Raw genomic sequence first — 15,573 nt, 5'->3', positions numbered from 1 at the left:
CCTTGGCTTCAGGGCGGTCGGCGGTCATCGGTCGTTCTCGGCGAGCCTGAGCAGGTCGTCGAGGTCCATGTCATCGATCCCGTCGCCGTTGGACAGACCGGGATCGCCGTCCTTTCCGTCCGCGGTGGTGTGGGCCGCCGGCTCACCGAGACCGGCGAGGCGGAACAGCGTGTCCAGGACGCCGGCCTCGCGCAGCCGGTTGAGGGGGATGGCGGAGAGTGCCTGCCGTACGGCGCTCTCCTCGGTGGCCCGGGTCCCGGTGCCGTCGCCGGTACCGAGTTCCTCGCCGAGGTAGCGGGCGAGGGCCGCCGGCGTCGGGCAGTCGAAGATCAGCGTGGCGGGCAGCCGGAGTCCGGTGTCGAGGGCGAGCCGGTTGCGCAGTTCGACGGCCATGAGGGAGTCGAAGCCCTGGTCGAGGAAGCCGACGTCGGTGCCGACCGTGCCGGGCGTGCCGTGGCCGAGCACCGTGGCGGCGTGTGCGCGTACGGCGTTCAGGAGCAGGGTGTCGCGCTGGTCGGCCGGGGCGGCGCCGAGCTGCCGGGCGAGCGTGGGCCCGTCGTGGCCGGCCGCGCCCGCACCGTTGGCCGCGCTCGCCCGTCGGGCGGGGACGCGAATCAGGTTGCGGAGCAGGGGTGGTACGGGTTCGGTCGCCGCGCGGGCCGTGAGGGCACGCTGGTCGAGGGCGACCGGGAGAAGCAGGGAGCGTTCGGCGGTGAGGCCACGGTCGAACAGGGCGAGTGCCTGGTCGGTGGTGAGGGCCCGCACGCCGGCCCGGTTGCCGCGCGCCAGGTCGCCGCGGTCCAGTGTGCGCGTGATGCCGCTGCTCTGCTCCCACAGCCCCCAGGCGAGGGACACGGCGGGCAGGCCGCGGTCGCGGCGATGGTGGGCGAGGGCGTCGAGGAAGGTGTTGGCCGCCGCGTAGTTCGCCTGCCCGGCGTTGCCCAGCACTCCTCCGAACGAGGAGAACAGCACAAAGGCGGTCAGCGGCATGTTCTCGGTGAGCCGGTGCAGATTGACCGCCGCGTCCACCTTGGGGCGCAGCACCCGTTCGAGCTGCTCGGCCGTGAGGGACCCGACGACGCCGTCGTCGACCACACCCGCCGCGTGGACCACTCCGCTCAGCGGGTCGTTCTCGCTGAACCGGGCCAGCAGCTTGGCGAGTTCCGGGCCGTCGGCGGCGTCGCACGCGGCGACGGTCACCTCGGTCGCCCCGGCGGCGGTCAGGTCCGCCACGAGTTCGGCGGCGCCGTCCGCGTCGTGGCCGCGCCTGCTGGTGAGCAGCAGCCTGCGCACACCGTGCCGGGTGACCAGGTGACGGGCGACGAGGCCACCGAGGGTTCCGGTGCCGCCCGTGACGAGCACGGTGCCGGCGTCGAGGCGGACGTCCGCCGGATCGGTGGACTCGGGGCCGGTGGGTGCCGTCTCGGCCGGGGCGAGCGCCGGGGCGAGCGTCGGAGCGAGCAGGACACCCGAACGTACGGCGAGCTGCTCGTGCCCGGAGGCGACGGCCGTGGCCAGCACGTCCCAGGTGGCGTCGGAGCCGTCCACGTCGACGAGGGCGAACCTGCCGGGGTGCTCGGCGGCGGCCGACCGCAACAGCCCCCACAGGGCGGCGTGTCGGAGGTCGGTCAGCTCCTCCCCGGCGAGCGGGATCGCGCCCCGGGTGACGCAGACAAGGCGTGAATCGCCGAACCGCTCGTCCGCGAGCCAGCGCCGCACCACCGAAAGGGTATCGGCGGTGACATCACGCACGGCGGCGGCGAGGTCGTCGTCGACGTCGCCCGGCGAGGGCGGCGCCAGCACCAGGACCTCGGGGGCGCTGCCACCCGCGTCCAGTCGCGCGGTCAGACCGTCCAGGTCCGCGGAGTCGAAGCCGGCCGCGGCGATGCCCTTGACGGCGTGCAGCACCTCGGCGTCCGCGGGTTCGAGCACCGCCCAGCGGAGGTTCCCCGGGTTCGGCTCGACGACGGCGTCCGAGACCGGCTTCCAGTCCAGCTGGTACAGGGTGTCGCCTGCTCCGCCCGTCTGCGGGGTGCCCTTCACGGACCGTGAGACAAGGCTTTCGACCGAGGCCACCGTGCGGCCCGCCACATCGACCAGGGTGAGCGAGACCGTGTTGGTCCCGATGGTCTGGACCCGCACTCGCGCGACGGACGCTCCGGAGGCGTGCAGTTCGACGCCATTGAAGGCGAAAGGCAGCCGGACCTGGTCCTCACCCGGGTCAGCCATGTCCACCAGGGCCACGTGCAGCGCGGCATCGAGCAGCGCGGGGTGGATGCCGTACGAGTCCGCGTCGGCGTCCTCCGGGAGGATCACCTCGGCGAGCAGGTCGGACCCGGCCCGCCAGGCCGATGTCAGTCCCTGGAACACCGGGCCGTAGTGATAGCCCCGGTCCGCCAGGTCCTCGTAGAAACTCCCCAGTTCGAGTCGCTCCGCGCCGGCGGGCGGCCACGGGGTCGCGTCCTCCGCCGGTGCGGTGTGGGACGGGCTGAGGCGGCCGGCGGCGTGGAGTGTCCAGTCGTCACTCTGGTCCGGGCGGGAGTGCACCGACACGTGGTGTGTGCCGGACTCGTCCGGTGCGTCGACGACGACCTGGAGCTGGACACCTCCGCGGTCCGGGAGCACCAGGGGTGCCTGGAGGGTGAGTTCCTCGACCCGGCCGCAACCGACCTCGTCGCCGGCGCGTACGGCCAGTTCGACGAATGCCGTGCCCGGGAGCAGTACCGCTCCGCCCACTTGGTGGTCGGCCACCCATGGCTGGGTGGACCGGGAGACCCGGCCGGTGAGGACGACCCCGCGCCCGTTCGCCATGGGCAGCGCGGCACCCAGCAACGGGTGTCCGGTGCCCGCGAGTCCGAGCCCCTGCGCGTCGCCGGCGCCGGTTCGCGAACCCAGCCAGTAGCGCGTCCGCTGGAAGGGGTACGTCGGGAGGTCGACGTGGCCGCCTCCCTCGCAGAGGGGTGTCCAGTCGATGTTGGTGCCGTTCGCCCAGGCCTGACCGATGCCCTCGACGACGGACACCGCCTCGTCCGTGTCCTTGCGGCAGAGCGCCACCAACGACAGGGCCTCCGGGGCCCGCAGCGCCTGGCCCGCCATACCGGTCAACGTCGCGTCAGGACCGATCTCGATGAGGGCCGACAGACGACGGTCCTCCAACTCCGCCACGGCGTCGCCGAACCGGACCGCCGCTCGCGCGTGCCGCACCCAGTAGTCCACCGATGCGACATCGCCGCCGCCATCCACCGTGGACACGAAGTCCACCGTCGGCGAGTGGAAGGCAAGGCCTTCGAGCACCGCACGGAACTCGTCCAGCATCGGCTCCATCAACGGCGAGTGGAACGCATGCGACACTCGCAACTTCCGCGTCCGCACACCCCACTCCGCGAACCCGGCCGCCACCTCGTCCACCACCGCGCCGACTCCGGACACCACCACCGACGACGGACCGTTGACCGCCGCAATCCCGACCGCACCCAGTCGGCCCGCGATCACCGCGGCGACCTCGTCCTCAGGTGCGGCGATCGCCACCATCGCGCCGCCCTCGGGCAGCTCCTGCATCAACCGACCACGAGCCTCGACCAGTCGGCACGCATTCTCAAGCGACAGCACACCCGCGACATGCGCGGCAGCGATCTCACCCACCGAATGCCCGACCACCACATCCGGCCGCACACCCCACGACTCCACCAACCGGAACAACGCCACCTCGAACGCGAACAACGCCGGCTGCGCCCACCCCGTCCCCTCAGGAACCTCGTCCCCGAGCGAACGCCCCAGCTCCGCACACACCTCGTCCCAAGCCCGCGCGAACACCGGGAAAGCCGCACGGAGTTCCCGGCCCATACCCGCCCGCTGCGAACCCTGACCGGCGAACAGCAACCCCACACCACCGCCGCCCGAAGCCGTCCGACCTCGGACTCCACCGGCCACGAGCGCGGCAGTCAGGGCGTCCTTGTCACGGCCGGCGACCACGGCCCGGTACTCCAGAGCCGCGCGTCCGGCCAGCGCACGAGCCACATCCACCGCGCCAACGTCCGTACGCGACTCCGCGAACGACGCCAACCGGCCCAACTGAGCCGCCAACGCCTCCGCCGACCGCGCAGACACCACCCACGGCACCACGCCCACAACCGCACCCGCACCCGCACCCGAAGACGGATCGTCGGAAGGCTCCTCCGCCGGAGCCACCTCCACCGGAGCCTGCTCCAGCACCACATGCGCGTTCGTCCCGCTGATGCCGAACCCCGACACGGCGGCCCGCCGCGCACGCCCCGTGCTCGGCCACTCCCGCTCCTCCATCAACAACTCCACCGCACCCGACGCCCAGTCCACCTCCGGCGACGGCTCGTCCACGTGCAGTGTGCGCGGCAGGACACCGTGCTGGAGGGCCAGGACGGTCTTCACCACGCCCGCGATGCCTGCGGCCGCCTGGGGGTGACCGATGTTGGACTTGAGCGATCCGAGGTAGAGGGGGTGGCCGCCCTGCCGGTCCTGTCCGTAGGTCGCCAGGAGCGCCTGCGCCTCGATGGGGTCACCGAGCGTCGTACCCGTGCCGTGCGCCTCCACCGCGTCGACCTCGGCGGCCGTCAGTCCGGCGTTGGCGAGCGCCTGGCGGATGACGCGCTGCTGTGAAGGGCCGTTCGGTGCGCTCAGGCCGTTGCTGGCACCGTCCTGGTTGGTGGCGGAGCCACGGATCACGGCAAGCACCGGGTGGCCGTTGCGCCGGGCGTCGGAGAGCCGTTCCAGGAGGATCACGCCGACGCCTTCGGACAGGCCGATGCCTTCGGCGTCGCTGGAGAAGGTGCGGCAGCGGCCGTCGTGGGAGAGCCCGCGCTGCCGGCTGAATCCGACGAAGCCCTCGGGTGTCGACATGATGGCCACACCTCCGGCGAGCGCCATCGTGCACTCGCCCTGCCGGACGGCCTGCGCGGCGAGGTGCAGGGCGACCAGGGAGGAGGAGCAGGCGGTGTCCACCGTGACGGCGGGACCTTCGAGGCCGAAGGTGTAGGCGATTCGGCCGGAGACGACGCTGTTGTGGCCGCCGGTCACCAGGTGGCCCTCGTAGCCCGCGGGCGCCTGGCCCATGGATGCGCGGTAGTCCGAGGGGTTGGCACCGATGAACGTGCCGGTCAGGCTGCCCTTGAGCGAGGTCGGATCGATGCCCGCCCGTTCCATCGCCTCCCAGGACGTCTCCAGCAGCAGCCGCTGCTGCGGGTCCATGGCCAGTGCCTCACGCGGTGCGATTCCGAAGAAGGTGGCGTCGAAGTCCGCCGCGTCGTAGAGGAAGCCGCCGTCGCGCGCGTAGGTCGTTCCGGGCGTGGTGGGGTCGGGGTCGTAGAGGGCGTCCAGGTCCCATCCGCGGTCCTCCGGGAATCCGGAGATCGCGTCGCCTCCGTCCCGTACCAGTCGCCACAGTTCCTCCGGGGTGGTGACGCCGCCGGGGAGCCGGCAGGCCATCCCGACGACGGCCACGGGCTCGTCGTGCGGGGTGGAGGCCGTCGTGTGGACGGGTGCGGCCGGTGCGGGGCCGTCGGCCGTGTCCGGGAAGCAGCGGTCGTGGAGGTGTGCGGCGAGTTCGGCGGGGGTGGGATGGTCGAAGACCACGGTGGCGGGCAGCCGCAGGCCGGTGACCGTGTTGAGACGGTTGCGCAGCTCGACGGCGGTGAGTGAGTCGAATCCCAGCTCGCGGAAGGCCCGTTCCAGGTCGACCTGGTCGGCCGTGGAGTGGCCGAGTACGGCCGCCGCCTGGGACCTGACCAGCGCCACGAGTTCGCGGGAGCGGTCCTCCCGGGGAAGTCCGCGGAGACGGCCGATCAGGGACGCCGTGTCGTGAGTGGTGTCGACGTCCTCCGCGGCGTCGTCGACCACGGCGGCGGCCTCCGGTATCTCGCGGATCAGGGCGCTCGGGCGGGCCGAGGTGAACAGGGTGGTGAACGGCCGCCAGTCGATGTCGGCGATGGCAACGAACGTCTCGTCGTGGTCGAGCGCCTGCCGCAGGCCGGTGCACGCGGCCTCGGGGTCGAGCAGCGGAAGGCCCTGCTGTACGGCCCGGGCCGTGATCGTCTCCCGCTCGGCGGCGCTGAGGGAGTCCCAGTCGTTGTACGCGTCCCAGATGCCCCAGGCGATGGACGTCGCGGTCAGCCCGCGGGCCCGGCGGCGTTCCGCGAGGGCGTCGAGGTGGGCGTTGGCGGCGGCGTACGCGGCGTGGTCGCCGCTGCCCCAGAACCCGGCGATCGACGAGAACAGCACAAAGGCGTCCACGTCGGCGCCGAGCAGCGCGTCGAGGTGCTCGGCGCCGGCCACCTTCGCGCCCAGCAGGGCGGCGAAGTGATCCGGTGTCGCCCCGGTCAGCGGAGCGAGTTCGGCCTGGACCGCGGCGTGCATCACGGCACGGACGGGGTCGCCCTGGGCCGCGAGGCGCGTGACGAGGGCCTCGACCGCCGTGCGGTCGGCGACGTCACAGGCCGCCACGGTGACCCGTGCGCCCAGCGCGACCAGCTCCCGCTCCAGTTCGGCGGCGCCCGGCGCGTCCGTACCGCGGCGACTGGTCAGTACGAGGTGCGGGGCCCCCGCACGGGCCAGCCATCGTGCGACATGCGCGCCGAGGGCGCCGAGGCCACCGGTGATCAGGACGGTGCCGTCCGGCTGCCAGCGCCGCGGTGGCGTGCTGCTCCCGAGGGCGTCGCGCACCATGCGGCGGGCGAAGACCCCACCGGCGCGCACGGCCAGCTGGTCCTCACCGCCGGGCTCGGCCAGGATCCCGCAGAGCCTGCGCAGGGCGCGTTCGTCGAGTGTGCCGGGCAGATCCACCAACCCGCCCCACAGCGTGGGGTGTTCAAGGGCCGCGACACGGCCGACTCCCCACACCTGGGCCTGTACCGCGCCGGCCAGGGGGTCCGACGTGCCGGTCGAGACAGCTCCGCGTGTCAGGCACCACAGCGGTCCGGCCGTTCCCAGGTCCTGGAGCGCCTGGATCAGGGCGACGGTCCCGGCGAGCCCGGCCGCCACCAGTGGCTGCCCGGCCGTCGGTGTCTCGTCGAGGGCCCACAGGGACAGTACGCCGCCGAGGCTCTGCCCGTCCGTCAGGTCCGCGCGGATCCGCGCCACCAGCGCGGCCCGATCGGCGTCGTCCGCCGTGACGGGCAGGGTGATCGTCCGAGCGCCCCTGCCGGTGAGGGCCCGGACCACCGACGCGGTGGTTTCGTCGTCGGCGAGCTGCTCGGGCACCACGACCAGCCAGCTGCCCGACAGCACCGGCACGGAGGTACCCGGGACGGGACGCCAGGCGGTCTTGTAGCGCCAGGAGTCGATGACGGACTCCTCCCGGCTGCGCCGCCGCCAGGACGACAACGCCGGCAACACCGCACGCAGCCCGTCCTGGTCGAACTCCAGCGACGCCGCCAGCGACTCCAGATCCTCCTGCTCCACCGCCTCCCAGAACCGCTCCTCCACCTCGTTCCGCGTGACCTCGGCCGGTGTACCGATGGCCTCCAGCCAGTACCGGCTGCGCTGGAAGGGATAGGTCGGCAGGGCGACCGTCCGGCGTGCCGTCCCGTGGAGGGGTGCCCAGTCGACGGGCAGTCCGCGGACAAAGGCCTCCGCCAGGGAGGTCACGAACCGCCGCGCTCCCCCGTCGTCCCGCCGCAGCGAACCGACCACCGCCGAAGCACCCGACTCCTCCACACCGACCGCAAGCACGGGATGCGCACTGCACTCCACGAACGCACTCAGCCCAGCCGCGATCAGCGCCAGGACAGTGCTCTCGAACTGCACGGTCCCCCGCAGATTCCGCACCCAGTACGCCGCGTCGAGAGCCTCCGTATCGAGCAGTCCACCCGTGACCGTCGAGTAGAAGGGCACATCGGAGGTACGGGGTGCGATCGGCGCGAGGACGTCGAGGAGTTCGTCTCGGATGGAGTCCACGTGTGAGGAGTGCGAGGCGTAGTCCACGGCGATACGACGGACCCGGACACCGTCCGACTCCAGCGTGGCCAGCACCTCGTCGAGCGCCTCGGGCTCACCCGAAATCACCGTCGACGAAGGCCCGTTCACGGCAGCCACCGCCAACCGGTCGCCATAGGAAGCGAGATACTCCCGTACAACATCCGCGGGCAGCGCGACCGACGCCATCCCGCCCCGACCCGCAAGCCGCGCCCCGATCACCCGACTGCGCTCGGCGACGATCCGGGCGCCATCCTCCAGCGAGAGCGCACCCGCCACCACGGCGGCCGCGATCTCACCCTGCGAATGACCCACCACCGCAGACGGCTGAATACCGAACGACTCCCACAGCCGCGCCAGCGACACCATCACCGCCCACGACGCCGGCTGCACCACATCCACCCGCGACAGATCCCCGGCCAACTCAGCCCGCAGATCCCAGTCCACAAAAGCCCTCAGCACCTCCGCACACTCACTCAGCGCCGCATCGAACACCGGGAACACGTCGGCCAGTTCCAGGCCCATCCGCGACCACTGCGCACCCTGACCCGGGAACACGAACACCGGACGCGACACACCCCCGGCCACACCGACAACAGCCCCCGGCTCACCGGCAGCCACCAACCGAAGACCGGCCAGCAACTCCTCCCGGTCACCACCAACCACCACCGCACGCCGCTCCAACCGAGCCCGCGAACGCGCCAGCGAATGGGCCACGTCCAGGACGTCCAGGTCGGTGCCGGAGGCGACAAGGGTCGCCAGATCGTCGGCCGTCGCGCGCAGGGCCTCATGCGTCTTCGCCGACAGGACCCAGGGGACCTGTCCCCCGCCCGCCTCCGGTGCGGAGGGCAGCACGGACGTCATGTCGGCGGGTGTGATCGGATCGGCGTGCTCCAGGATCACGTGGGCGTTGGTGCCACTGACGCCGAAGGAGGAGACTCCGGCCCGGCGCGCACGGCCCGTCTCCGGCCACGGCGACGCCTCCGTCACCAACGACACCGCACCGGACGCCCAGTCAACCTGCGACGACGGCTCATCCACATGCAACGTCCGCGGCACCACACCATGCCGCATCGCCATCACCATCTTGATGACACCCGCCACACCCGCAGCAGCCTGCGCATGACCGATGTTCGACTTCAGCGAGCCAAGCAACAACGGGCGTCCACCATCACGCCCCTGCCCATACGTCGCCAACAACGCCTGCGCCTCGATCGGATCACCCAGCCGGGTCCCCGTACCATGCGCCTCCACCACATCCACCTCACCCACCGACAACCCGGCACCCGCAAGGGCCTGTCGGATCACCCGCTGCTGTGCGGGACCGTTGGGCGCGGTGAGCCCGTTGGAGGCGCCGTCCTGGTTCACGGCCGAGCCGCGGACAACGGCGAGCACCTGGTGGCCGTTGCGGCGGGCGTCGGAGAGCCGCTCGACGAGGAGGATGCCGACACCCTCGGCCCAGCCGGTGCCGTCGGCGCCGTCGGCGAAGGACTTGCAGCGGCCGTCCGGGGCGAGCCCCTGCTGGCGGCTGAACTCCGAGAACACACCGGGGCTGGACAGTACGGTGACGCCGCCGGCCAGCGCCATGGAGCACTCCCCCTGACGCAGCGCCTGCACCGCCAGGTGCAGAGCCACCAGGGACGAGGAGCAGGCCGTGTCCACCGTCACCGCGGGGCCTTCGAGGCCGAGGGTGTAGGCGACTCGGCCCGAGGCGACGCTGCCGGAGGTCCCGGTGGCCAGGTAACCCTCGACGCCGTCGGGCAGGTGGCCGATGCGGCTGGCGTAGTCGTGGTACATCACGCCGGTGAAGACACCGGTCCGGGTGCCCTTGAGTGATGTCGGGTCGATGCCGGCCTGCTCCAGCGCCTCCCAGGACGTCTCCAGCAGCAGCCGCTGCTGCGGGTCCATGGCGAGCGCCTCACGCGGCGAGATGCCGAAGAAGCCCGCGTCGAAGTCGGCCGCGTCGTAGAGAAAGCCGCCCTCACGGACGTAGGAGGTGCCGCTCGCCCCGTCGGTGGCGCCGAGCAGGGCGTCCATGTCCCAGCCCCGGTCGGTGGGGAACGGCGACACGGCGTCGACTCCGTCGGCGACGAGCTGCCACAGGTCCTCGGGGGAACCGATGCCTCCGGGCAGGCGGCAGGCCATGCCCACGATGGCGATCGGTTCGGTCGTGACCGCTTCCCGCGCGCCGGTTCCGGTGCCCGGGTGCTGCTCGGGCTCGCCGCCGAGCAGGACGCCGATGTGTGCGGCGAGCGCGGCGGGGGTGGGATGGTCGAACACGGTGGTGGCGGACAGGCGGAGGCCGGTCGCGGTGTTGAGGCGGTTGCGCAGTTCCACGGCGGCGAGCGAGTCGAAACCGAGGGCGCGGAAGGGCTGCGCGGCGTCGACGGCGGCTGCGGTGTCGTGGCCGAGCACGGCGCCGGCCTGGGCTCGGACCAGTTCGGTGAGAGCGTGCTCCCGCTGTTCGGCGGGCATCCGGAGGAACCGCTGGGCGAGGTCGGTGGCCGCGGAGCGGACCTGTCCCGCGGGTGTGGCGCGGCGGCGGGTGCGGGGTGTGTGGGCGCGCAGCAGAGGCGAGAGGGTGTCGTCGTCCGCGGCCCCGCGCAGGGCGGTGCGGTCGAGCTTCAGGGGTACGACGGCCGGGTGCGGGACGCGCAGGGCCGCGTCGAACAGGGCGAGGCCCTGCTCGGTGGTCATCGGTGCGACGCCGGTCCTGGCCAGGCGCGCCACGTCGCCGCGGTCGAGGTGCCCCGTGAGGCCGCTGGTCTGCTGCCAGTAACCCCACGCGAGGGAGACGGCGGGCAGGCCCTGCTGGTGGCGCTGGGTGGCGAGTGCGTCGAGGTAGGCGTTGGCGGCTGCGTAGTTGGCCTGTCCGGCGGTGCCGAGGACGCCGGCTGCCGAGGAGAACAGCACAAAGGCGGTGAGATCGAGGTCCGCGGTGAGTTCGTGGAGGTGCCGGGCGGCGTCTGCCTTGGGCCGCAGTACGTGATCCACGTCCTCGTCGGTGAGCGAGGTGACCACGGCGTCGGCGAGGCTGCCCGCCGTGTGCACCACGGCGGTCAGCGGGTGGGCCGGGTCCATGTCGGCGAGAAGCGTCGCCAGGGCGTCCCGGTCGGCGGTGTCGCAGGCGGCGATCCGCACATGGGCACCCTGGGCCGTGAGGTCGGCGACCAGTTCGGCGGCGCCCGGCGCATCCGGACCGCCGCGGCTCACGAGCAGCAGCCGGCGGACGCCGTGGTTCGCCACGAGATGCCGGGCGAGCAGGCTGCCGAGGGTGCCGGTGCCGCCGGTGACGAGGACGGTGCCGTCCGGGGTGAACGGGGTGGCTCCGGGATCGGTGTCGACGGTGACCGGGGTGAGGCGCGGCGTTTCGACAACACCGTCGTGCACGGCGATCTGCGGCTCGGCGGTGGCGAGGGCGGCGATTGTGGCCGGGGCGGTGGCATCGTCGGCGGGGTCGAGGTCGAGCAGTTGGAAGCGGCCGGGGTGCTCGGTCTGCGCGGAGCGGACGAGGCCCTGCACGGCCGCGTGTTCCGGGATGCCCCGGCGGGTGACGAAGGCGAGCCGGGAGGTGCTCCAGCGGTCGTCGGACAGCCACCGCCGGATCAGTCCGAGGGCGGAGCCCACCGCGTCACGGACATCCGTGCCGGTGGGCACGGGTACGGCCACGACGTCGGGTACCGGGCCGTCCGGCAAGGCAAGACCGTCGGCGGCGTCGGTGAAGACCACGGTGGGTGCGGTGACGTCCGTGGTGGTGGGCAGCGGCTCCCAGGTGACGTGGAGCAGATCGGCGCCGCCGTGCGATCCGAGTCTGTCCGTGGCGGGTGCCCGCAGCACGAGGGACTCGACGGAGGCGACCGGAGCGCCCTCGCTGTCGGCGACACGCACGCTGACGGTGTCGGTTCCCCCGCGGGTCAGGTGGACCCGTACGGCCGAGGTGCCCGTCGCGTACACCTCCACACCGCTCCACGAGAAGGGCAGGCGCAGCGCACCGGTTCCGTCGCCGCCGACCAGCACGGTGTGCAGGGCCGCGTCGAGGATCGCCGGGTGCAGCAGGAAGCGGTCGGAGTCCTCCAGGGCGGCCGGCGCCACCTCCGCGAACACGTCGTCGCCCGAGGTCCAGGCGGCGCGCAGCCCCTGGAAGGCGGGTCCGTACTGGTAGCCGACGGCGGCGACCTCGTCGTAGAAGGTGTCCACGGGCACCGGTGTGGCGCCGGGCGGCGGCCAGGCGGCCAGATCGAAGCCCGCGGCGTCGGATCCGGCGGGGGCGAGGGTGCCGGTGGCGTGGCAGACCCAGGAGAAGGTGTGGGGGTCGTCGGTGCGCGCGTGGACGGACACCGGCCGGCTCCCGTCGGGCTCCGCCGCGCCGACGGTGACCTGTACGAAGACGGGCCTGCCCTCGTGCAGTTCGAGTGGGCTCTGGAGGGTCAGTTCGGCGAGGCGTCCGCAGCCCACCTCGTCACCGGCCCGTACGGCGATCTCGACGAACGCGGCGCCGGGCAGGATGACGTGCCCGTCGACGGCGTGGTCGGCGAGCCACTGATGGTCCGCCAGGGACAGGCGCCCGGTCAGCAGGGCACCGTCGCTGTCGGCGAGGCTCACGACGGCACCCAGCAGCGGGTGGTGTGCCGCACCCAGTCCGGCGGCCGTGACATCGCCGCTTCGCGCTGTGGGGCGCAGCCAGTAGTGGGTGTGCTGGAAGGCGTACGTCGGCAGGTCGACCGTCCGTGCGTCCGTGAAGAGGGACGTGAAGTCGACGGGCAGTCCGCGGACGAAGGCCTCCGCGAGGGAGGTCACGAACCGCCGCGCTCCCCCGTCGTCCCGCCGCAGAGATCCGACCACCGTCGACGCGCCCGACTCCTCCACGCCGACCGCGAGCACGGGATGCGCACTGCACTCCACGAACGCACCCAGACCGTCGGCGATCAGCGCGCGCACGGCGGCCTCGAACTCCACCGTCCCCCGCAGGTTGCGCACCCAGTAGCCCGCGTCGAGACCGGCCGTGTCGAACAGCCCACCCGCGACCGTCGAGTAGAACGGCACGCGGGAGGCGCGGGGCGCGATCGGTGCGAGGACGTCGAGGAGTTCGTCGCGGATGGACTCCACGTGCGGGGAGTGCGAGGCGTAGTCCACGGCGATACGGCGGACTCGGCAGTCCTCGGCCTCCAGCGCCGCCAGCACCTCGTCGAGCGCCTCGGGCTCACCCGAAATCACCGTCGACGACGGCCCGTTCACCGCGGCCACCGCCAACCGGCCGCCATAGCCGGCGAGACGCTCCCGTACCGCGGCGACAGGCAGCGCGACGGAAGCCATACCGCCCCGGCCCGCCAGGCGTTCACCGATCACGCGGCTGCGCTCCGCGACGATCCGGGCCCCGTCCTCCAGCGAGAGCGCACCCGCCACCACAGCAGCCGCGATCTCACCCTGCGAATGACCCACCACCGCAGACGGCTGGACGCCGAACGACTGCCACAGGCGCGCCAGCGACACCATCACCGCCCAGGAAGCCGGCTGCACCACATCCACCCGCGACAGATCCCCGGCCAGCTCGGCCCGCAGATCCCAGTCCACGAAAGCCTCAAGCGCCTCCGCACACTCACTCAGCGCCGCGTCGAACACCGGGAACACGTCGGCGAGTTCGAGACCCATGCGCGACCACTGCGCACCCTGGCCGGGGAAGACGAACACGGCCTTGTCGCCGCCGGCGGCGGGTGTTCCCCTGACCACTCCCGGCCAGCCCGCGGCCGCGGCCTGCAAACCGGCGATGAAGGTGGTGTCGTCGCTGCCCACGACGACTGCGCGGTGCTCCCACAGCGCGCGGGTTCCGATCAGGGAGTGCCCGACGTCCGCCGGCATCCGGTCGCCGCCGTCGCTCAGGTGCTTGAGGAGGCGGGCCGCCTGGTCGCGGAGGCCTTCCTCGGTCTTGGCGGAGAGGACCCAGGGCACGGTGTGTGCCGTGGTCTCCCGCGGCTCGGCGCCCTGCTCCTCCTGGGGAGCCTGTTCGAGCACAACGTGGGCGTTGGTACCGCTGATACCGAAGGAGGAGACGCCTGCCCGACGCGCACGGCCCGTCTCCGGCCACGGCGACGCCTCCGTCACCAACGACACCGCACCCGACGACCAGTCAACCTGCGACGACGGCTCATCCACATGCAACGTCCGCGGCACCACACCATGCCGCATCGCCATCACCATCTTGATGACACCCGCCACACCCGCAGCAGCCTGCGCATGCCCGATGTTCGACTTCAGCGAGCCGAGGTAGAGGGGGTGGCCGCCCTGCCGGTCCTGCCCATACGTCGCCAACAACGCCTGCGCCTCGATCGGATCACCCAGCCGGGTCCCCGTACCATGCGCCTCCACCACATCCACCTCACCCACCGACAACCCGGCACCCGCAAGGGCGCGGCGGATGACGTCCTCCTGGGCCTCGTCGTTGGGTGCGGTCAGGCCGTTGGAGGCGCCGTCCTGGTTGACGGCGGAGCCGCGGACCACGGCCAGGACCTGGTGTCCGTTGCGCAGTGCGTCGGAGAGCCGTTCGACGAGGAGGAGGCCCACGCCCTCGGCGGGTCCGAAGCCGTCCGCGTCCTCCGAGAAGGCCTTGCAGCGGCCGTCGGGGGCGAGCCCCTGCTGGCGGCTGAGGTCGACGATCCAGTTGGGCGCGGCCATGACGGTGACACCGCCGGCGAGCGCCATGGAGCACTCCCCCTGACGCAGCGCCTGCACCGCCAGGTGCAGAGCCACCAGGGACGAGGAGCAGGCCGTGTCGACGGTGACGGCGGGGCCCCGCAGGCCGAGGGTGTAGGCGATACGGCCGGACATCACGCTGGTGGTGTTGCCGACCGCCAGGTATCCCTCCAGATCCTCGGCGGCCGGGTCCCCGTGGGAGGGTGCGTACTCCTGGGGGACGGCGCCGACGAACACGCCGACGTTCTCACCGCGCAGCGAGCCGGGCACGATTCCGGCCCGTTCGAGGGTCTCCCAGGAGGTCTCCAGCAGCAGCCGCTGCTGGGGGTCCATGGCGAGCGCCTCACGCGGCGAGATACCGAAGAACCCCGCGTCGAATCCGCCCGCGCCGTGCAGGAAGCCGCCGCCGCGAATGTAGCTGGTCCCGGTGTGCAGGGGGTCGGCGTGGAAGAGGCCGTCGAGGTCCCAGCCGCGGTCGGTGGGAAGTTCGGAGATTCCCTCGGCCCCGTCGGCGACCAGCTGCCACAGGCTTTCCGGTGAGTCGATGCCGCCGGGGAAGCGGCAGGCCATGCCCACGATGGCGATGGGTTCACGGCTTCTGGCCTCCGCCGCGTTCAGGCGTTGCCGGGCCTGCCGGAGATCGGCCGTGACCCGCTTGAGGTAGTCGCGAAGCTTCTCTTCATTGGGCGAAGTGGCAGGCATGGAACACAACTCCACAGGCGGAAAGGAAAAGGGAACAGCGCAGCGGTGAGGAAGGCTCGGCCACGGGCATACGGGCGCCGTGAACCGTCCACGAGTTGTCGGAAAAGGGCCGCTGCCGGAAACTCACGGCGGGCGATGCGGGGCGGTCCGGTTGTCAACACCGAGTTCTTGCGCAGGCGGAGATGTTCACGCGCGGGCGGGCATGCCGGACCGAAAGGTGCATCACTGTTGTTTCCCCCGAGT

General features: G+C 72.4%; 1 protein-coding gene. It reads right to left on the bottom strand.

What is annotated here, in order from left to right; all coding sequences use genetic code 11:
• Positions 1-24 precede the first annotated feature (24 nt).
• Positions 25-15,330, bottom strand: a complete 15,306-nt coding sequence (locus ACIQAC_RS31495) for a type I polyketide synthase (protein ID WP_402196999.1) — start codon at positions 15,328-15,330, stop codon at positions 25-27.
• Positions 15,331-15,573 lie beyond the last annotated feature (243 nt).

The organism is Streptomyces sp. NPDC088387 (assembly GCF_044753385.1).
Taxonomy (GTDB): domain Bacteria; phylum Actinomycetota; class Actinomycetes; order Streptomycetales; family Streptomycetaceae; genus Streptomyces.
This window is presented reverse-complemented; position numbering and strand designations above follow the sequence as displayed.

Bases quoted from the DNA above. Each gene is read 5' to 3' on its own strand.
- ACIQAC_RS31495 (WP_402196999.1), bottom strand. From the start codon at position 15,330: ATGCCTGCCACTTCGCCCAATGAAGAGAAGCTTCGCGACTACCTCAAG.